This window comes from Pseudomonas sp. GW456-L12 (assembly GCF_059424045.1).
The window spans coordinates 240,107-259,483 of sequence record NZ_JBWKZA010000003.1 but is presented as its reverse complement, the minus strand read 5'-3'; the positions used below and the strand labels follow the sequence as shown (position 1 = coordinate 259,483).

At 61.0% G+C, this 19,377-nt stretch carries 21 protein-coding genes and 1 tRNA gene; 12 read left to right on the top strand and 10 right to left on the bottom strand.

What is annotated here, in order from left to right:
• The first annotated feature begins 79 nt into the window (after positions 1-79).
• The gene (gene nosR / locus AC07Y9_RS05825) at positions 80-1,438 is read left to right on the top strand and encodes a response regulator c-di-GMP phosphodiesterase, NosR family (protein ID WP_007929289.1); all 1,359 of its coding nucleotides are present in this window, start codon (positions 80-82) and stop codon (positions 1,436-1,438) included.
• 12 nt (positions 1,439-1,450) lie between these two features.
• On the opposite strand, the gene AC07Y9_RS05820 is transcribed toward nosR, so the two are convergent.
• Positions 1,451-2,164 carry a murein L,D-transpeptidase catalytic domain family protein gene (locus tag AC07Y9_RS05820; protein ID WP_102679821.1) on the bottom strand — a complete coding sequence of 238 codons (714 nt, stop codon included), beginning with the start codon at positions 2,162-2,164 and terminating at the stop codon, positions 1,451-1,453.
• A gap of 141 nt (positions 2,165-2,305) precedes the next feature.
• Between AC07Y9_RS05820 and AC07Y9_RS05815 the strand changes: the two genes are divergently transcribed.
• The 3 genes from AC07Y9_RS05815 (at position 2,306) to AC07Y9_RS05805 (ending at position 4,740) form a co-directional block, all read left to right on the top strand.
• Positions 2,306-3,877 carry a L,D-transpeptidase family protein gene (locus AC07Y9_RS05815; RefSeq protein ID WP_102679858.1) on the top strand — a complete coding sequence of 524 codons (1,572 nt, stop codon included), beginning with the start codon at positions 2,306-2,308 and terminating at the stop codon, positions 3,875-3,877.
• A gap of 108 nt (positions 3,878-3,985) precedes the next feature.
• Positions 3,986-4,258, top strand: a complete 273-nt coding sequence (locus AC07Y9_RS05810) for a hypothetical protein (protein ID WP_087091596.1) — start codon at positions 3,986-3,988, stop codon at positions 4,256-4,258.
• A gap of 158 nt (positions 4,259-4,416) precedes the next feature.
• On the top strand, positions 4,417-4,740 hold the full coding sequence (locus AC07Y9_RS05805; RefSeq protein ID WP_173679778.1) for a hypothetical protein: 324 nt from the start codon (positions 4,417-4,419) through the stop codon (positions 4,738-4,740).
• A gap of 75 nt (positions 4,741-4,815) precedes the next feature.
• Here AC07Y9_RS05805 and AC07Y9_RS05800 read toward each other — a convergent pair whose 3' ends face one another.
• The gene (locus tag AC07Y9_RS05800) at positions 4,816-5,283 is read right to left on the bottom strand and encodes a chemotaxis protein (RefSeq protein ID WP_102679819.1); all 468 of its coding nucleotides are present in this window, start codon (positions 5,281-5,283) and stop codon (positions 4,816-4,818) included.
• Between the two features lie 167 nt (positions 5,284-5,450).
• On the opposite strand from AC07Y9_RS05800, the gene AC07Y9_RS05795 reads away from it, so the two are divergent.
• The 4 genes from AC07Y9_RS05795 to AC07Y9_RS05780 all read left to right on the top strand — a co-directional run bounded on the left by AC07Y9_RS05795 (position 5,451) and on the right by AC07Y9_RS05780 (position 7,368).
• Complete coding sequence (locus AC07Y9_RS05795; protein ID WP_172963055.1) at positions 5,451-5,687, top strand: hypothetical protein; 237 nt, start codon at positions 5,451-5,453, stop codon at positions 5,685-5,687.
• Positions 5,688-5,773: 86 nt separating this feature from the next.
• Positions 5,774-6,190 (top strand): bleomycin resistance protein, encoded by a 417-nt coding sequence (locus tag AC07Y9_RS05790; RefSeq protein WP_102679818.1) that lies wholly within the window; start codon positions 5,774-5,776, stop codon positions 6,188-6,190.
• A gap of 130 nt (positions 6,191-6,320) precedes the next feature.
• Positions 6,321-6,512, top strand: coding sequence for a hypothetical protein (locus tag AC07Y9_RS05785; RefSeq protein WP_007929308.1), 192 nt, complete (start codon positions 6,321-6,323; stop codon positions 6,510-6,512).
• Positions 6,513-6,933: 421 nt separating this feature from the next.
• The gene (locus tag AC07Y9_RS05780) at positions 6,934-7,368 is read left to right on the top strand and encodes a GNAT family N-acetyltransferase (RefSeq protein ID WP_102679817.1); all 435 of its coding nucleotides are present in this window, start codon (positions 6,934-6,936) and stop codon (positions 7,366-7,368) included.
• 151 nt (positions 7,369-7,519) lie between these two features.
• Here the strand turns inward: AC07Y9_RS05780 and AC07Y9_RS05775 are convergent.
• A tRNA-Ser gene (locus tag AC07Y9_RS05775) sits at positions 7,520-7,607 on the bottom strand.
• A gap of 123 nt (positions 7,608-7,730) precedes the next feature.
• On the opposite strand from AC07Y9_RS05775, the gene AC07Y9_RS05770 reads away from it, so the two are divergent.
• Positions 7,731-8,402, top strand: coding sequence for a Bax inhibitor-1/YccA family protein (locus AC07Y9_RS05770; protein ID WP_102679816.1), 672 nt, complete (start codon positions 7,731-7,733; stop codon positions 8,400-8,402).
• A gap of 70 nt (positions 8,403-8,472) precedes the next feature.
• On the opposite strand, the gene AC07Y9_RS05765 is transcribed toward AC07Y9_RS05770, so the two are convergent.
• Together AC07Y9_RS05765 and AC07Y9_RS05760 are read right to left on the bottom strand one after the other, a co-directional pair.
• A complete protein-coding gene (locus AC07Y9_RS05765; RefSeq protein WP_102679815.1) occupies positions 8,473-8,802 on the bottom strand; it encodes a YceK/YidQ family lipoprotein in 330 nt (109 codons plus the stop codon).
• 82 nt (positions 8,803-8,884) lie between these two features.
• Positions 8,885-9,322, bottom strand: a complete 438-nt coding sequence (locus AC07Y9_RS05760; protein WP_009044531.1) for an Lrp/AsnC family transcriptional regulator — start codon at positions 9,320-9,322, stop codon at positions 8,885-8,887.
• A 132-nt stretch (positions 9,323-9,454) separates the two neighbouring features.
• On the opposite strand from AC07Y9_RS05760, the gene AC07Y9_RS05755 reads away from it, so the two are divergent.
• The 3 genes from AC07Y9_RS05755 to AC07Y9_RS05745 all read left to right on the top strand — a co-directional run bounded on the left by AC07Y9_RS05755 (position 9,455) and on the right by AC07Y9_RS05745 (position 14,033).
• Positions 9,455-10,351, top strand: coding sequence for a DMT family transporter (locus AC07Y9_RS05755; RefSeq protein ID WP_102679814.1), 897 nt, complete (start codon positions 9,455-9,457; stop codon positions 10,349-10,351).
• Positions 10,352-10,684: 333 nt separating this feature from the next.
• Positions 10,685-12,940, top strand: a complete 2,256-nt coding sequence (locus tag AC07Y9_RS05750) for an FdhF/YdeP family oxidoreductase (protein ID WP_102679813.1) — start codon at positions 10,685-10,687, stop codon at positions 12,938-12,940.
• A 139-nt stretch (positions 12,941-13,079) separates the two neighbouring features.
• Positions 13,080-14,033, top strand: coding sequence for a Dyp-type peroxidase (locus AC07Y9_RS05745; protein WP_102679812.1), 954 nt, complete (start codon positions 13,080-13,082; stop codon positions 14,031-14,033).
• A 125-nt stretch (positions 14,034-14,158) separates the two neighbouring features.
• On the opposite strand, the gene AC07Y9_RS05740 is transcribed toward AC07Y9_RS05745, so the two are convergent.
• The 5 genes from AC07Y9_RS05740 to AC07Y9_RS05720 form a co-directional block, all read right to left on the bottom strand.
• Entirely contained in the window at positions 14,159-14,320 is a 162-nt protein-coding gene (locus tag AC07Y9_RS05740) for a DUF2474 domain-containing protein (protein WP_102679811.1), read from the bottom strand.
• Positions 14,307-14,462 (bottom strand): hypothetical protein, encoded by a 156-nt coding sequence (locus AC07Y9_RS05735; RefSeq protein ID WP_164523768.1) that lies wholly within the window; start codon positions 14,460-14,462, stop codon positions 14,307-14,309. The genes AC07Y9_RS05740 and AC07Y9_RS05735 overlap by 14 nt, the downstream gene beginning before the upstream one ends.
• Complete coding sequence (gene cydB / locus AC07Y9_RS05730; protein WP_053261802.1) at positions 14,449-15,465, bottom strand: cytochrome d ubiquinol oxidase subunit II; 1,017 nt, start codon at positions 15,463-15,465, stop codon at positions 14,449-14,451. Before cydB ends, AC07Y9_RS05735 begins: the two co-directional genes overlap by 14 nt.
• A 15-nt stretch (positions 15,466-15,480) precedes the next feature.
• Positions 15,481-16,902: a cytochrome ubiquinol oxidase subunit I gene (locus tag AC07Y9_RS05725; protein WP_102679810.1), complete on the bottom strand. Its 1,422-nt coding sequence runs from the start codon at positions 16,900-16,902 to the stop codon at positions 15,481-15,483.
• A gap of 127 nt (positions 16,903-17,029) precedes the next feature.
• Positions 17,030-19,354 (bottom strand): FdhF/YdeP family oxidoreductase, encoded by a 2,325-nt coding sequence (locus tag AC07Y9_RS05720; protein ID WP_102679809.1) that lies wholly within the window; start codon positions 19,352-19,354, stop codon positions 17,030-17,032.
• Positions 19,355-19,377: the final 23 nt, after the last annotated feature.

The window sequence follows — 19,377 nt, the reverse complement described above, 5'->3', positions numbered from 1 at the left end:
GATTCATGCCGAAACACTACAAGTCATCTAGCCTGTCCCAGAAGGCAGGTCTGATCGAAGTCAAAGGGGAGGGGGAACCATGGAAGAACATACAGCGGGCGCAGCCCAGGACAGACCGACGGTACTGCTGGTCGACGATGAGGAATCGATTCTCAATAGCCTTCGTCGGCTGTTACGCAGCCAGCCTTACGACATCCTGTTGGCCGACAGCGGTGCCAAGGCCCTGGAGATCCTCGAACAACGGCCGGTCGACGTGGTCATGAGTGACGCCCGCATGCCGAGCATGGACGGCGCGACCTTGCTGGCCCATATCCATCAGCGTTATCCATCGACGCTGCGCATCCTGCTCACTGGTTATGCCGACATGGCCTTGATCGCCAAGGCCATCAATGAAGGGCAGATCCATCGGTATATCAGCAAGCCCTGGAACGACGAGGACATGCTGGTGACGCTGCGCCAGGCCCTGGCCCATCACAATTCCGAAAGCGAGCGCCAGCGTCTGGAAGCCCTGACCCGGCAACAGAACGAGCAATTGAAAACCCTCAACTCGACCCTGGAAAAGCATGTGGCGGCGCGCACCGCCGAGCTGCAACAGACCGCCGACATGCTCGATCTGGCGTATGAAGAGCTCAAGCGCAGCTACGTGACCGGTACCGAGGTGTTTTCGCTGCTGGCCAACCTGCGCTTGCCCAAGGCCAAGCAGACCAACCGGCAGATCATTGAGCTGATTCGCGTCTATTGCATCACCCATGGCCTGGACGAAGCCGACAGCCGCAACATGACCATGGCCGCCGCGCTGTACAACATCGGCAAGCTGAGCTGGACCGACAGCATGATGACCGCGCCCGCGGATTTGCTGCACCACAACGAGCGCGACCTGTACCGGGCCTACCCGAAGCAGAGCGAGTCGCTGCTGATGACCCTGGAGCCGATGAAGGACGCGGCGCGCATCATCCTGCATCACCAGGAACGCTGGGACGGCAGCGGTTTTCCCGATCATCTCAAGGGCGAGGCCATTCCGCTGGGCTCGCGCTGGCTCAAGCTGGCCGTGGACTTCATCGAGCTGCAACGCGGGCTGATACTCGAACGGCAGATGAACAGCGATGAGGCGCTGCTGTTCATTCGCAAATACGCCGGCAAACTCTACGACCCCGACCTGGTGGAGGATTTCGTCGGCGTCTGCGCGGCTTATCAGAGCGATGTCACCCTGGCCGATCCGACGGTCAGGGTCCTGACAACGCGCGACCTGGCCCCGGGTATGACCCTGGCGCGCAACCTGAATGCCGACAATGGCATGCTGTTGCTCAATGCCGGCAAGGTGCTGAGCGGCCCGCTGGTGGACAAGCTCATCGCCTTCGAAGCGATGGAAGGGGCGAAGTACAGCATCTTCGTCAAAATACCCGAAGAGCCGGAAACGGCGGCCTCGGCCGCCGGTTAAGGAGCGAAGGGGTTAACCGCCGCTGGCGGCGACAATGCTGGCCACCTGGCGTGGCTGGCAGTTGAGATAGGGTGAGGATTTCAGCCAACGCTGGTCGGGGTACCAGGAAAACATGAACTGACCGTCCTTGAGGCGGTCGATCACCTGGCGCGCCACCTGCGGACGCACGGCCGGGCAACCCAGGCTGCGGCCGATGCGCCCTTGGCGTCGGCTCCACAGGGGGCTCACATAGTCGGCCGCGTGAATCACGATATCCCGATCGCGGGCGAGGTCATTGAAGCCTGGCTCCAGGCCGTCCATGCGCAGCGAATAACCGTGGCTGCCTTCATAACTTTCCTGGGTGCGGAACAGGCCGAGGCTGGACTGGAAACTGCCCATGCGATTGGAAAACTGGGTGGCGAAGTTCTCCCCGGATTTCTGCCCGTGGGCGACCAGGTCGCGCAGCACCAGGGTTCTTTTATTCAAGTCGAAGATCCACAGGCGGCGGGCGGTGGAAGGTTGCGAATAGTCGATGACCGCCAGGTGCCGGGCCTGCCTGGCGCCACTGTTGACTGCGCATTGCATGGCGCTCAAGGCACTTTTCAGCACTTGGGGATTGAGTTCTGGAGCGGCGTGGGCGAGGCTGTTGTAAAGCAGCGGAGTCGTGTTGTTGGTGGCGAGCGCGGGGCTGCAGATCGCGCCTAGGGTGGTCATTGCCAGACAGAGCCGGCGCAAGAAGGTCAGCATTCTAGAGTGTCCCCACAGTCACTTTGGCTCCTGACATCCTGTCGCTCTCCTGGCAGTTCTGGTTACAGGTGGTTGGATGATTTTTCGCAGCCACTGCCGAGGTTGACCATCACAATGATGGCCATGATTGGAGTAAAGCAGTTGTTCAAAAAACACGCATGTTACTTGAGCCTTTTCCTGCTCGCTGCGCCGTTGGTCGCGACTGCTCAGGATGTACCGGTCGATCATGAGAACCCTGTGCAACAGGTATTCACTCGATTGTCCGCCGCCTGTCCGGGGTTGGCGGTGCACCTGGACATTCTCGCCCAGAGCCTGTTACAGGCTTTTTACCAACAGCAGGGTGACCAGCCGCTCTGGTCGTCCAGCGCACGTTTGGAGGCATTGCAGGCCCAGTTGCAGCAACTGGCCGACGATGGCCTGGACCCGGCCGACTACCGTTCGCCGGCCAGTGCGCTCGCGGGCGACGCGCTGTGCGCCGATTTGAGCTTCAGCCAGCATTACCTGCAGGCCCTGCATGACCTGCATTATGGCCGTCTGTCGCAGGCCCGTTTCGAGCCGATGTGGCACGCCCATCCCTCACAGCTGGATCGTCAGGCACAGGTGCTTGCCATCGCCGGGCCCGGCCTGCAGGACATCCCGGCGGCCTTCGCGCTGGCGCGGCCGAGCCTCGAGCAATATCAGAACCTGCGCCAGCTGTATGCCCAGCAGCGCCAGCTGGCGATGCCCCATTGGCAGCCCCTTCCCAGCGGGCCGCTGTTGCGTCCGCAGATGCAGGACGCGCGAGTGCCGGAACTGGCGCAACGGCTGTTCAAGGAGGGGTACCTGAGCACCCTCGCCAACGAAGGCGACACCCTTTACAGCAGCGACCTGGTGAGTGCGGTGAAAAGCTTCCAGCTCAGCCATTCGCTGCAAGCCGATGGGGTGATCGGCGCGGGGACCTTGAATGAACTGAACATCAGCCCGCAGATGCGCCGCGAACAGCTGCGCATCAACCTCGAACGCTTTCGCTGGCTGGCGCAGGACATGGAGCCCGACAGCCTGCTGGTCAACCTGGCCGCGGCGCAGTTGATCGTCTATCAGGACGGCGTGCCGGTCTGGCAGACCCGGACCCAGGTGGGGCGTGCCGAGCGTCAGACGCCCTTGTTGAAATCCCAGGTCACGCGCCTGACCCTGAACCCGACCTGGACGGTGCCGCCGACCATTTTCCGCGAAGACAAGCTGCCGGAAATTCGCCGCGACCAGTCCTTCCTCAATCGGCAGAACCTACAGGTGCTCGACAGCGAAGGGCATCCCCTGGCGGTGGAGGATATCGACTGGGACAACCCCGGCAATATCCTCCTGCGCCAGGAAGCCGGACCGAGAAACCCGCTGGGGCAGATGGCGATCCGCTTCCCCAACCCATTCTCGGTGTACCTGCACGACACGCCCAGCCAGGCGCTGTTCAACAAGGGGCCAAGGGCCTTCAGTTCGGGCTGCGTGCGGGTCGAGCATGCGTTGCAGCTGCGCGATCTGCTGGTGAGCCCGGCGGAACGGGTGCGCACCGACGAATTGCTGAGCACCGGGCTCACTCATGAGTTCAGGCTATCGACGCCGGTACCGATCCTGCTCACGTACTGGACGGCGCAAGCCGACAGCCATGGCCAGCTGTCCTATGCCCCGGACATCTACGGACGGGACGCGGCCTTGCTGGTGGCGCTGGACAGCAAGCTTTGAGGGCTTGGCCACTGGCATGGCACGCTGTGCCTTTGGTCAGGAACCGCTGAACATCTGTCGGCGCGTGACGATCTGAATAAGTAAGAGGGCCATGAAGGAGAATCGGAAATGGTTCAGCGTCGCCGTCATCACATCTCGCAGCTGTCCCTTCGTATCGAAGGCCTGCGGGCCAATGTCCTGCAATTCAAGCAGGATGAGTTCCAGATCCAGCAAGCCCTGTGCGGCGCTTCGGCGACAGCGAAGGTGCGCGATCTGGAGGATGCCTTCGATGAGATCCGGGAATCGATCAATCACACCGAGGCCTTGCTGGAAGCCCTGGTCCAGGTCGCAGGTGGAGCCGGGGAAGAGGGTGCAGGAGCTTGCCAGGCCGCTGGACGTTAAGGAAGGCCGGCGCTGGGGCCGCCTACGGGCACCGTTAAACGATTGATGAAAACCCGGCCGCTGCGCCGGGTTTTTTATGGCGACACGAATGGCTATCATCGCTCGGTGATTTTTCAGCGTAGGGCGCCATGGCCTTTTTCGAGTTATTCGACCAATTCATGAGAAGCATGCTGGCGGCCTGGCTCTTTGTCGGTATCTGCCAGCTGGCCCGGTTCGTCTTCTCGCAGGCTCCGTCCAGGTTGTCCGGATGGATCACCCTCGCCGGGCTGGCCTTCTTGATGGTCTACCCCTGCGGTTGGGACTGGGCTTCCGGCTTCATGGAGAACGCCTGGGTGGCGATGTGCAGGGTCTACCAGCATTCGGCCTCTCAACTGACGCTGTTTCTGGCGGATGCGGCGGGCGCGGCGCTGGGCGGCCTGGTGGCCTACCTGATGTCGCGCTATGTCATGGCGGCCCCGGCGCCACTGAAACCTGCCGGTTGAAGCGCTGACAGATAGAGGATCGGCCTCGCCACTGCGCGGGGCTTTTTATTGTCGGCGAACCCCCAACATCTCCTCTCAACCCTTGGGGGCGGCGAGGTGGTTGGAGAGCTTCCTCTGTCCGGTGGAGAGCTTCAGTTCATTCTCTGTCCGGCGTAAATCATTGGTTCTGGATGTGAGTTGACTGGTCAGGGCCGCCAACTCGACCTGGACCCCTTGCGCCTTGGCTTCGCGTTCTTTGTCGCTCAGGGACGGATCGTTCTTGATCGTCTCAAACTCCTCCATTTTCTTCTGGATCTTTTCCTGTATCTCGCGAATGACCTTGAGAATCTTCTTTACGGACTCAGGCAGGTTGCTGGCATCGATATCCGCATTCTTGTTCTGTTCTTCGGCGGCTTTGGCCTTTCCTTCTTGAGAGAGCAAGACTTTGACGCCTTCCTGTGGCGCGGCTTGGTCTTCATCGCTGCCGAGTTCGGTGGGAGCGATGTGGGAGGAGGGGGAGGCTACCGGGACTGTCATGGTGATAGTTACAGAGTTGATTAGCATGAATTTCTCCTTGAGGCCACCAATGGTATCGGCTGTCCGGGGGTATTCTTGAGCGGTTTTCGGGCAGGAGGTTGGTCGTCGGTGTCCGAGCATGCAGGATCCCCATCGACTGGCATGAATGAATGGGCTGTGCCTTACTCGAATTTCATTTACTGAGGGATGCGGCCATGACTGAGCGTCATTTGAACTACAGTGAAACGCTTTCGAATGGGTGCCAGATCAAGGTGCGGTCAGAGATCCTCAGAGATGGCTCGCTCAAGATGTTCATCGGCATCTACAAGCCGGATGGCAGCGTTATCGTCGAAGACAATGACCTGGCCCCGGATGGCTTGGACATGGAAGATGCGTTTGAGTGGGGGATCGACAGGGCCAAGAAGATTGGCAGCGGGCAGAAGGTTCAATGACTGGTAATGCCGAGTGCTAAATAAGCCGGTAATGACAGAGAACCAGGGTAAATTGGCCGGCCAAGGAACTGAATGGATGCAAGAACATGTTCAAGTTGAACGCCCTGGTGCCGGAACTGATCGTTTCGGATCTGAAACAGAGTCTGTATTTCTACTGTGATGTGTTGGGTTTCAGGGTCGAGTATGATCGCCCCGAAGACCAGTTTGCCTTTCTCTCCTTTGGCAACAGCCAGATCATGCTGGAGCAGGACTGGCATGACGATTCGCCCTGGCGCGTAGGGCCCCTGGAGCCTCCCTATGGCCGAGGCATGAACCTTTCCATCGAGTGTCCGGATGTGTCGGCCCTGGTTTCCGCGCTTGAGGCCGCCGGTTGCCCGATCAGGAGACCTGTCGAAGAACATTGGTACCGCAGCCATGATCGACAGTTCGGGCAGAGGAATTTCCTGGTCCTGGATCCCGATGGCTATCTGCTTCGTTTTGCGCAGGATATTGGCGTGAAATAGCTGCCAGGCGGTGCCGGAAACCTGTGCGGTCCAATTGGTTCCACACCGTTTGCCGGCTATCCGCTAGCGCGGGGGCTGTTGGCGATTGAGGCGTAAAATGGCGGTGCTACCTCGTCAAAAGGAGCCCCATATGATCGCCGACCAAGTAAGCAAACAGGCGTCGGAGCAAAGAGTCTGGGATCAATACTTCTGCGCTGCGTTGATTGCCGAAAGCAATCTGACGGCACCGGTCGTAGGAGAGGCCACTCATGAAGACAGGCAGAACCTGTTGATCGAAAGAGCCAAAACTCTCGCCGACAAGATGATGGCATGTAGAAAATAATCGAAGCCCAGCCAGAGTGCTGGGCTTTTTGCATCCTCCTTGCACATGAAGGTCTGTTGACTGTTATGCCCGTGACGATGACGGTGCTCTGTAGTACGCACTGCCTTACTTGCATGTGATGGGTGCCTTTGCCGTGTTCACGTTGTTTGCCTGTGTCGTGGCGCTGATAGTCGCCAATACAGCGGGCGCTATGGATGATCAGTGGTCGCGCACTGGCAGCAAGTGAGGGTTGGAGTGCTGCGAGTGCCGTATAGCGTGCTGTAGATGCTCTGGGCCTTTGGCGTACCCAATGTAACCAGCGTCAATTAGCCAGTTCATCGTCGCATTTGCGCTTTCCATCAGAACTATCGCTGAGCGTAATGGCATCTGGGGCATTGAAGCTGAAGTAAACTCCGGCGAATTTGACCGGAGGGACGCGATCATGAATTGGCAAATCAGACAGGCCGTCTTGAGCGATATCGAATGGTTGCTGCGTGTGGATCCTATCGCGGCAAAAGACCACGGCCGTCGAGCACAAATAGAAAGGGTAGTAGGCACGGGTGAATGCTGGGTTGCTTGTGAGACGAGCGATCCCAGTGTCCCGATCGGTTACGGCTGTTTGGACACAAGTTTTTTCGGGGAGTGGTTCATCCCGCTTGTAGTCGTCTCAAACGCCCATAGACGTTCTGGTGTAGGTCGGCAAATCGTTGCTCACTTAGAGCATTGTTCCTCTGCCAGAAAGATCTTCACTTCGACCAACACGTCCAATGCACCCATGCGGCAATTGTTGGTACAGCTTGGATATCAATACAGCGGGACCGTGGAGAATCTTGACCCTGGTGATCCAGAGCTGATTTTTGTGAAGTTTTTGAATTAACTCCGCACAACAACGGCGGCAAGGTTTTCACCATCCATGTTGCGCTGTAGACGCTGGTTACCTTTGCGGTGGGACTCCCAAAAGCAGCATCGATCCTCAAGCCCCAGAAACGAAAAAGCCCCGAATAATCGGGGCTTTAGCGTGACGAATATGGCGGAGGCGATGGGATTCGAACTCATGGACCTGTTACAGTCGACGGTTTTCAAGACCGTTGCCTTAAACCACTCGGCCACACCTCCGTTTTTGTTGCGGGCGCCATAATACCTGAATGAAACACACTGTCAAACTCTGTACATAGCTTGTTGCAGAGCGTCTGTTATGATCTTTGCCACTGAACGTTTCAAACCAACAGGAGTGTCGCCATGCGCGAACAGGATTACGCAGTTAATAACAGCGTGCAGGCCGAGCAGCTAGAAGTTAGCCGCGTCCTGCGCAACACCTACGGCCTACTCGCTCTCACTCTCGCCTTCAGTGGCGTGATGGCTTACGTGGCCCAGCAGATGCGGGTCGGTTATCCGAACATTTTCGTGGTGCTGATCGGTTTCTACGGTCTGTTCTTCCTCACCAACAAACTCCGTGATTCGGCCTGGGGCCTGGTGTCGGCGTTTGCCCTGACCGGTTTCATGGGCTTTCTGCTCGGCCCGATCCTCAACCGTTACCTGGGCATGCAGGGCGGCGCGGAAGTTGTCAGCTCGGCATTTGCGATGACCGCCCTGGTATTTGGTGGCCTGTCGGCCTACGTGCTGATCTCCCGCAAGGACATGAGCTTCCTCGGTGGTTTCATCACCGCCGGTTTCTTCGTCCTGCTGGGGGCGACGCTGGCCAGCCTGTTCTTCCAGGTCAGCGGTCTGCAACTGGCGATCAGCGCGGGCTTCGTGCTGTTCTCCTCGGTGTGCATCCTGTACCAGACCAGCGCCATCATCCATGGCGGCGAGCGTAACTACATCATGGCGACCATCAGCCTGTATGTATCGATCTACAACCTGTTCGTCAGCCTGTTGCAGCTGTTCGGCATCATGGGTCGCGACGACTGATCGTCAAGCCTGAAACAAAAAGCCCGCTTCGGCGGGCTTTTTGTTGTCTGCAATCTGAACGTCCGGGACGCTAGTCGGCAATGATCAGGCTGCCATCGGTTTGTTGCTGATAGATGGTGTAGGGCAACAGCAAGGTGTCGAGTACGCCTGAGACGGCCATGTCGAGCAGCATGGCTTGGTTCGAGGCCGGGCCGGTATGAGTTGCGCCGTTCTCTGGCTCAGGGGCGTGCAGGCTGCAGAAATCGTAAGTCACGCCACTGTAGATACGCGGGACGCCACCGCAGTAGGTTTTTCGCTCCTTGAGTTTCTCGCTGGCCACCGCATCCTCCCTGAAGACGGTATCGATGGTTCCACAACCTGAAAGCATCAATGCCGCCAGCAACAGAAAAGAGGTTTTCACGGTGCGAATCCTTCGTCGATGAGGTCCTGAGTCTAGCCAGTTTTTGGGTGCCGGGGGCAAACGCCGTGTGTGAGCCCAGGCATTACGCCATCGGCGGTAACCGCCGTTTCACCGGGCTTTTCTTGACGATCGCGGTGTTGGTTTCCGCGCAGCTGTTGAGATGGTCGAGCAGGCTGTCCAGTTGCTCCATGTCGCGTACATGCAGGCGGGCGATAAAGCAGTCCTCGCCCGTGACCTTGTCGCATTCGGTGAACTCGGGGATGGCCAGGATCTGTCGTTCGACTTCCTGGAGTTTCCCCGGCAGCGGCCGGATGCGCACGATGGCCTGCAATTGATAGCCGAAGAACTTCGGGTCGACTTCGACGGTATAGGCCTTGAGCACACCACGCTCTTCCAGGCGTCGCAGGCGTTCGGCGACGCTGGGCGAGGACAGTCCGCTGATCTGCGCCAGGGCCTTGAGCGAACGGCGTGAATCTTCCATCAGGGCGCTGATCAGCGCCTGGTCAATTTCGTCGATCATGTCAGCCTCATTAGGTAAAACCTAAGAAATACCTTGATAAAAAAGGTGTAAGCCGATTTTAGCCTACCGTTGAGTCTTGAGCGGGGCAGGAGCCGATTGTCATACTTTTGGCTCTTGTTGAGGAGAGTGATCATGGACAAATTGTTACGCCGCGGTTCACTGGAAATGACCGCCGCCATGTTGATTTCCGGGACCATCGGCTGGTTCGTGCTGGTGTCCGGGCAGCCGGTGCTGGACGTGGTGTTCTGGCGCTGCATGTTCGGCGCCGCGACCCTGCTGCTGATCTGTGCCGGCTTCGGCTTTCTGCGCCCCGGCATCCTGACGCGCACCACCTTTCTCCTCGCCGTGCTCAGCGGTGTCGCCATCGTCGGCAACTGGGTGCTGCTGTTCGCCTCCTATTCCCGGGCCTCGATCGCCATCGGCACCGCGGTCTACAACGTCCAGCCGTTCATGCTGGTGGGGCTCGCGGCGCTGTTCCTCGGCGAGAAAATCACCGCGCAGAAACTGTTCTGGCTGAGCATTTCCTTCGCCGGGATGCTGGCGATCGTCAGCGCCCATGGCGAGCAGGGCGCGGCGGGCAATGACTATCTGCTGGGAATCGCCCTGGCGCTGGGGGCGGCCCTGCTGTATGCCTTCGCCGCGCTCTTGATCAAGCGCCTGACCGGCACGCCGCCGCACCTGATCGCGTTGATCCAGGTCTGCACCGGGGTGTTGCTGCTGGCGCCCTGGGCCAATCTCTCCGCGCTGCCCACGGCACCGGAGGCCTGGGCCAGCCTGCTGACCCTGGGCATCGTCCATACCGGGGTGATGTACGTGCTGCTGTACGGCGCGATCCAGAAACTGCCGACCGCGCTGACCGGCGCGCTGTCGTTCATCTATCCGATCGCGGCGATCTTCGTCGACTGGTTCGCCTTCGGCCATCGCCTGGAACTGCTGCAATGGATCGGCGTGATCGCCATCCTGCTGGCGGCGGCCGGCATGCAGCAGGGCTGGAGCCTGGGCTTGCGCCGTCGGGTGGCGGCACAGTGAGCATTGGGTCCAGGTGAGTGACGGGCTGTCGAATTAATACGAATGATAAGTAACTACCTGATTTGCCAGCTATTGGTTGCCTTGACAGGCGGGGACACACCACTAAGGTTTTAACTCAGGGTGAAAGATTCAAGCGCAACCCTTCGTCGTTGATTCAAAGGTTTCAAATCCTCAAACCCGGTTCTGGGTTGCGTGTCTTTTTTGCTGTTCAGGTGTGACATCTACCGTCCCCCGATTTGGGTCGGTAGGTCGTTACCGAATGCCGCCATGGCGGCGGATCCCAGGCAACCAACGACTCTCGTCTACAGGGCAGGGGGCGTATGGGGAGCGATCATGACGACTCGACGTAAGGTACCCGGTGTTCGTAACTACGACGGTCCCGCTGGCGGCTGGGGGGCGCTCAAGGCCACCGCGACAGCGGTTAGAGAGCAGATGGATACGCTGAAAGCGCCCATCACCCTGATGCGCACCAACCAGCCTGATGGCTTCGACTGCCCAGGCTGCGCCTGGCCCGACAAGGAGCACAAATCCACCTTCCAGTTCTGTGAAAACGGCGCCAAGGCGGTGACCTGGGAGGCGACCAACAAACGGGTCACCCCGGACTTCTTCGCCAATCATCCGGTCGCCTCGTTGTTGCACCGCAGCGATTACGAGCTGGAGGACCTGGGACGTATCACCCATCCCCTGGTATATGACCGTGCCAGCGACACCTACCAGCCGATCGAATGGGAGGCGGCGTTCGCACGAATAGGCGAGATACTCCGGGGGCTGCAACCGGAGCAGGTCGAGTTCTATACCTCTGGCAGGGCCTCCAATGAAGCGGCCTATCTGTACCAGCTGTTCATCCGGGAATACGGCAGCAACAACTTTCCCGATTGTTCCAACATGTGCCACGAACCGACCAGCGTCGGGTTGCCGCGATCCATTGGTATCGGCAAAGGCACGGTGTCGCTGGACGACTTCGATACCTGCGAACTGATCATCTCCATCGGCCACAACCCCGGCACCAACCACCCACGCATGATGGGCACGCTGCACGAGGCCTCGCGGCGCAAGGTGCCGATCATGGTCTTCAACCCCCTGCGCGAACGCGCGCTCGAGCGCTTTGCCGATCCGCAGAACATGATTGAAATGGCGACTTACGGCTCCACCCGGATCGCCTCGTCCTACTTCCAGGTAAAAGCCGGAGGCGACGCGGCGGCGATCAAGGGGATCATGAAGGCGCTGCTGGAGCTGGAGCGGACGGTGGGCGAAGTCCTCGACCATGACTTCATCGCCCAGCACACCCAGGGTTTCGACGAGCTGGTCGCCGATTTGCACGCCACGGCCTGGCCCGATATAGAACAGGCCAGCGGCCTGCAGCAGGCCGAGCTGGAAAAGGTCGCCGCCGCTTACGCAAAATCCAACGCCACCATCGTCACCTACGGCATGGGCATCACCCAGCACAACGAAGGCACGGCCAATGTCCGGCTGATCTGTGACCTGCTGATGTTGCGCGGTAACTTTGGCAAGCCTGGCGCGGGCATTTGCCCGTTGCGCGGCCATTCCAATGTCCAGGGCAACCGGACCGTGGGCATTACCGAGAAGCCGTCGAAGGCATTTCTCGACAGGCTGGAGAAAGTATTCGGCTTCAAGCCGCCAGCGGCCCACGGCCACGATTCGGTAAAAGCGATGCAGGCCATGATCGCGGGCACGGCCAAGGCGCTGATTTGCCTGGGAGGCAATTTTGCCGTCGCCTTGCCCGATCCGGGCCAGTGTTTTCCGGCCATGGGCAAGCTCGACCTGAGCGTGCATATCGGCACCAAGCTCAATCGCTCCCATCTGCTGGTCGCCAGGGAGTCCTATCTGTTTCCCTGCCTGGGGCGCACTGAATTGGACGTACAGGACGGGATGCGCCAGTCGATCACCGTCGAGGATTCGATGTCGATGGTCCACGCATCGGCCGGCAAGCTGACCCCGGCATCCGAGTTCCTGCGCTCGGAACCGGCGATAGTGGCCGGCATTGCCCAGGCCACGCTGCCAGGCAGCAAGGTGCCCTGGCAGGAACTGGTCGCCGACTACGACAAGATCCGCGACCTGATCGAGAAAACGGTGCCCGGCTTCGAGGCGTTCAACCAGCGCATCCGCATGCCGCTGCCGCCCACCGAGCGCATATGGCTCACGCCCTCGGGCAAGGCCGAGTTCTTTGTCTTTCCCGGGCTGCATGAAGACAAGGTGGTCGATGGCGCGGACGTCCTGCGCCTGATCACTATTCGCAGCCATGACCAGTACAACACCACCATCTATGCCATGGACGATCGTTATCGCGGGGTATTCGGCCGGCGCGACGTGTTGTTCATCAATCAGGCGGACCTGGATGCCCGTGGCCTGGCCCATGGCGACCTGGTGGATATCGAGACGGTCACCCAGGGGCGCAAGCTGCGCTACGAGAAAATCACCGCGATCGAATACAAGATTTCCCCGGGCTCGGTCGCGGCCTATTACCCCGAAGCCAACCAGCTGGTGCCGCTGGATTACATCGACGTGGATAGCGGGACGCCGTCCTACAAATCGGTTCCGGTACGGATTGTGCGCTCGACGCTGAACTGACCCTGGCGATCCAGGGAAGGGCGCGCATGGGGCGCCCCTTTTTTCATCGGTGGGCTTTCATGAGCGCGAGGCTCGCTGCCGGACTGCAGCGCCGCGATTATTTGCTACTCTGCGGTCTTTCCCGTTCCGCCGAGTGCTCATGCCCATGTCCAACGATATTCCTGAACCACAATCCGTCTGCAACCCGATTACCAGCAGCGCGATCTTTATCGTCGCCACCCTGGCCCCCGGCAGTGACGCCGCCGCCAAGGTGCGGGGCTGGTGCGAGGATGTGGCGGGCCTCACTCGTTCGGTCGGCAAGCGGGTGCCCGCGGGTAACCTGTCGTGCGTCTGCGGTTTTGCTTCGGCGGCCTGGGACCGGCTGTTTGGCGGTCCGCGCCCGGCCTCGCTGCACGCCTTTCGCGAGTTCGGCCCGCAAGAGCGCCGGGCCGTGGCGACCCCCGGCGACATCCTGCTGCACATTCGCGCGGACCAGATGGACCTGTGCTTCGAACTGGCGACGCAACTGATCGGGGCATTGGGCGATGCGATCTCGGTGGTCGATGAGGTACAGGGTTTCCGCTACTTCGACATGCGTAGCATCATCGGTTTTGTCGATGGCACGGAAAACCCGGTCGGGCGCAAGGCCATCGAGTTCACCCTGGTCGGCGATGAAGACCCTGCGTTCAGCGGCGGCAGTTATGTGCTGGTGCAGAAGTACCTGCACAACATGAACGCCTGGAACGAGCTGTCGGTCGAGGCGCAGGAACGTGTCATCGGGCGCAAGAAGCTGTCCGATATCGAACTCGACGATGCCGTCAAGCCGACCTCTTCCCACAGTGCCTTGACCACCATCACCAAGGACGGCGAAGAGGTGAAGATCCTGCGCGACAACATGCCGTTCGGTCGGCCGGGGGTCGGGGAGTTCGGCACCTATTTCATCGGTTACGCGCGCTCGCCGGAGCCTATCGAGCAGATGCTGGAAAACATGTTTGTCGGCCGGCCGGCGGGCAACTATGACCGCTTGCTGGATTTCAGCACGGCGGTGACCGGCGGCCTGTTCTTCGTGCCTTCCGCCGATCTGCTGGAAGCGTTGGCCGAACGCCAGCCCTGATCCAGATGTAAAGAGCCCGCGAGGTGAGGGCCTCGCGGGCTCGTTGCACCTGGCGGATGCTATTCAATGGTTGCCGGGACCGCGCACCGGGAAAGGCGCCAGGCCTTTACCGGGGCGATCAGCAATCAGTGAGTGCTCATGCCGGCCATGTGCATCATCAGCCGCAACAGACCGGCCACCGCACCCAGGGCCAGCACACTGCCCAGCCAGATGCCCACCAGCCATGCCAGCCGCCGATACCAGGGGGCGCTCGGGCTGCCGGTGGTCGATATCTCAGAGCGTTCCATAAGCCAACTCCATCATCAGTGCGGTGGCGGCGGCCAGCATCACCAGCCCGCCGAGGAACAGCAGGCTCAGCTGCGCCACCTGCTGGTAGAAAGGCCTCTGCCTGGTATTGGTTCGAAGGGTTTCGCTGTCAATGGTAACCATCGCCGATCCTCACTTTGCCGCGGAACACGTAGTAGCTCCAGCAGGTGTACATCAGGATGATCGGCAGGATGAACAGGGTGCCGATCAGGATGAACAGCTGGCTGGACGGGGGCGATGCGGCCTGCCACAGGCTGATGGAAGGCGGCACGATGTTCGGCCAGATGCTGAAGGCCAGGCCGATGTAGCCCAGGAACACCAGCGCCAGGGTGAACACGAACGGCCAGTGCGAGTGATGCTGGCGCAAGGTGCGCAGCAGCCCGAACAGCGCCAGCAGCGCGAGAACCACAAGAGCGCCGAAGACCACGATATGCGCGTGGGTGAACCAGCGGCTGGCGATTTCCGGGTGCAGCATGGGCGTCCACACACAGAGCACCGCGACCACCGCCATCAGTACGAACGCCAGTGGCCGGGTGTAGTGGCGCATGCGCGATTCGAGCATGCCTTCGGTCTTGACTAGTAGCCAGGTGCTGCCCAGCAGTGCGTAGGCGACAATCAGGCCCAGGCCGCAGAACAGCGGGAACGGCGCCAGCCAGTCCAGGTTGCCGCCGGCGAACTGGCGATCGACCACCGGGATCCCGGCGATATAGCTGCCAATCACGATGCCCTGGCAGAAGGTCGCCAGCAGCGAGCCGCCGATGAACGCCATGTCCCAGATATGACGTTTTTCCGGGCTGGCCTTGAAGCGGAACTCAAAGGCCACGCCGCGGAAGATCAAGCCGGCCAGCATGAAGATCAGCGGCAGGTACAAGGCCTCCAGAATCACCGAATAGGCCAGCGGGAAGGCCCCGTACAGCGCCGCGCCACCGAGGATCAGCCAGGTTTCGTTACCGTCCCAGACCGGCGCCACGGTGTTCATCATCACATCGCGCTCCTGCGCGTCCGGGATGAGCGGGAAGAGGATCCCCAGTCCCAGGTCGAAGCCATCCATGATGACGTACATCATCACCCCGAAAGCGATGATCACGCCCCAGATCAACGACAGATCTATACCTTGAATGCCCATGGGCAAGCTCCTTGTTCAGTTGACGGGGTTGCCGGACGCGAAGGTCTCGGTGACCGCGGACAGCGGCCGGCGCGGCGTGCGGTCCTGGCCGGGGCCGCCTTGTGGCGGATGATCGTGATGCGGCTGCGGGCCTTTGCGGACCAGCTTCATCATGTAGGCGATGCCCACGGTGAACACCGAGAAGTAGATCAGCACGAACAACGCGAGCGAGATGCTCAACTGGCTGACCGAGTGGTTCGACGCCGCGTCGGCGGTGCGCTGCAAGCCGTACACCACCCACGGCTGGCGGCCGACCTCGGTGGTAATCCAGCCGGCCAGCATGGCGATCAGGCCGGTCGGGCCCATGAATAGCACCAGGCGCAGGAACAACCGGTTGCGGTACAGCGCGCCGTTGCGGCGCAAGGCCAGGCCGAGCAGGCCGGTGAGGATCATCAACATGCCCAGCCCGGCCATGATCCGGAAGCTGAAGAAGATGATGGTCGCGTTCGGCCGGTCCTCTTTCGGGAAGCTCTTGAGCGCCGGGATCTGCTTGTCCAGGCTGTGGGTCAGGATCAGGCTGCCCAGGTAAGGCACTTCGATCGCATAACCGGTCTTCTCGGCGTCCATGTCGGGGATGCCGAACAGCACCAGCGGCGTCGGTTCGTTACCGATGTTTTCCCAGTGGCCTTCGATGGCGGCGATTTTCGCCGGCTGATGTTCCAGGGTGTTCAGGCCATGGGCATCGCCGACCACTGCCTGGATCGGCGCCACGATCAGGGCCATCCACATCGCCATCGACAGCATCTTGCGCACTTGTGGCGTGTCGTTCTTGCGCAGCAGGTGCCAGGCCGCGGACGAGCCGACAAAAAACGCCGTGGCGACGAACGCGGCGATCGCCATGTGCGCCAGGCGGAACGGGAACGACGGGTTGAACACGATGGCCAGCCAGTCCATCGGCACGATCCGCCCATCGACGATGGAGAAGCCCTGTGGCGTCTGCATCCAGCTGTTGGAGGCGAGGATCCAGAAGGTCGAGATCAGCGTGCCGATGGCGACCATGACCGTGGAGAAGAAGTGCAGCCCGCGGCCGACCCGGTTCCAGCCGAACAGCATCACCCCGAGGAAACCGGCCTCGAGGAAAAACGCGGTCAGCACTTCATAGGTCAGCAGGGGCCCGGTAATGCTCCCGGCGAAGTCCGAGAAGCGACTCCAGTTGGTGCCGAACTCATAGGCCATGACCAGCCCGGAGACCACCCCCATGCCGAAGTTGACGGCAAAGATTTTCGACCAGAAGTGATACAGGTCCTTGTAGACCGAGTTATTGCTTTTCAGCCAGAGGCCTTCGAGCACTGCCAGGAAGCTGGCCAGCCCGATGGTGATGGCGGGAAATATGATGTGGAACGAGACCGTGAACGCGAATTGAATTCGCGCGAGGTCAAGCGCTTCCAGGTTTGACATGACGATACCCTCAGAGTGGCTCGATACGTGTGCACGGCCCGGCCGACTGCGTGAGCCTCGCGGCTCGCGGTCAACGGCAATGCAGGTTTCGAAAGGGCCGGGGCGACGCGCGCCGCCCCGGGCAGGTTCAATCGACGGAGGACTGGATCAGGTTGCTGACCGGCGCCGGTTCAAGGCGAATCGCAATGAACTTCGAGGTCGGGGTGAAGGTGCGGTCGCCGTAGCTTTCCAGCGGCACCAGAGGGTTGGTTTCCGGGTAGTAGGCGGCGGCCTGGCCGGCGGGAATGTCGTAGGCGATCAGGGTGAAGCCGCTCACCCGGCGCTCGCGACCGTCGCCCCACAGCGAGATCATGTCGACCTTCTGCCCCGGCTCGTAGCCCAGCTTGCGAATGTCCTGCTCGTTGACGAACACCACGTCGCGCATGCCGTAGACCCCGCGATAACGATCGTCCAGGCCATACAGGGTGGTGTTGTACTGGTCGTGGGAACGCATGGTCTGCAGGATCAGCTCCGGCTTCACGCCCAGGTCGCGCACGCCCTGGCTCACCAGGTGTTCCGGCAATACGCCGGGGGTGAACTGGGCCTTGCCGGTGGCGGTTTTCCAGATGCGCTGGGCGGCGTCGTTACCCAGGTGGAAACCACCGGGGTGCAGCAGCTTCTGGTTGAAGTCCTTGAAGCCGGGAATGGTGTCGGCGATCAGGTTGCGGATGCGGCTGTAGTCCTCGATCACCCAGAGCCAGTCGATGGGGTGGCTGCCGAGGGTGGCATTGGCGATCCCGGCGATGATCGCCGGTTCCGAACGCATCAGCGGCGACTTGGGTTTCAGCTGGCCGTGGGAGATGTGCACCATGCTGAAGGTGTCTTCCACGGTGACGCCTTGCGGGCCCTGGGCTTGCAGGTCGATATCGGTGCGCCCCAGGCATGGCAGGATCAGCGCCTCGCGGCCGGTGACCAGGTGGCTGCGGTTGAGCTTGGTGGCGATGTGCACGGTCAACTCGCAGTTGCGCAGCGCGGCATGGGTGCGCGGGCTGTCGGGGGTGGCCTGGGCGAAGTTGCCCCCCAGGCCGATGAACACCTTGGCCCGACCTTCTTCCATGGCGGCGATCGCCATCACCGTGTTGTGCCCGTGCTTGCGCGGCGCCTTGAAGGCAAAACGCGCTTCCAGGGCATCGAGCAACTCGGTGGGAGCCAGTTCGTTGATGCCCATGGTGCGGTCGCCCTGCACGTTACTGTGGCCGCGCACCGGCGACAGCCCGGCGCCCGGACGGCCGATATTACCGCGCAGCAGTTGCACGTTGACCACTTCCTGCACGGTCAGCACCGAGTGGGTGTGCTGGGTCACGCCCATGGCCCAGCACATGATCACCCGCTTGGCCTTGCGATACATGCGCGCGGCCAGCTCGATGTCCTTCAGGGACAGCCCGGACTGTTCGAGGATGTGCTCCCAACTGGTGGCGTCGACTTCGGCCAGGTAGGCGTCCAGGCCCGAGGTGTGCTCGGCGATGAAGGCGCGGTCGAATACCGCCTCGCCGTTGTCGGCCAGGGCTTCGCGTTCCCACTGCCAGAGGAACTTGGCGATGCCGCGCATGGCCGCCATGTCGCCGCCCAGGGCCGGGCGGAAGTAGGCGGAGGAGGTGGGCTCGGAGCCGTTGGTGAGCATCTCCAGCGGATGCTGCGGGTGCTGGAAGCGTTCCAGGCCACGCTCTTTCAGTGGGTTGAAACAGATCACCTGGGCACCGCGTTTCACCGCTTCACGCAGCGGTTCTAGCATCCGCGGGTGGTTGGTGCCAGGGTTCTGGCCGATGACAAAAATTGCGTCGGCTTCCCCCAGGTCCTCGAAGGTCACCGTGCCCTTGCCCACGCCGACACTGTCGTCCATGCCCAGGCCGCTGGCCTCGTGGCACATGTTCGAGCAGTCGGGGAAGTTGTTGGTGCCGTAGGCACGCACGAACAGCTGGTAGAGGTAGGCGGCCTCGTTGCTGGCCCGGCCCGAGGTGTAGAACTCGGCCTGGTCGGGCGACTCCAGCCCGTTCAGGTGCCTGGCGATCAGGGCGAAGGCGTCGTCCCAGCTGGTTTCGACGTAACGATCCAGGCTGGCGTCGTAACGCATCGGGTGGGTCAGGCGGCCCTGGTATTCGAGCCAGTAGTCGCTTTGCGCCGCCAGTGCCGACACCGTGTATTTGTTGAAGAAGGCCGGGTTGACCAGGCGCCCGGTGGCTTCCCAGTTGACCGCCTTGGCGCCGTTCTCGCAGAACTTGACCATGCCGTTTTCCGGCGACTCGCCCCAGGCACAGCCCGGGCAGTCGAAGCCGCCGTTCTGGTTGGTCTTGAGCATGGTGCGAATATTCTTGAAAGCGTTTTCGCTGCCCAGCCAGTTCCTGGTCACGGCAATCAATGCGCCCCAACCGGCCGCCGCCCCCTTGTACGGTTTATAGCGTTCAACTTCGCTCATGATACTTCTCCAGGACATTGCAC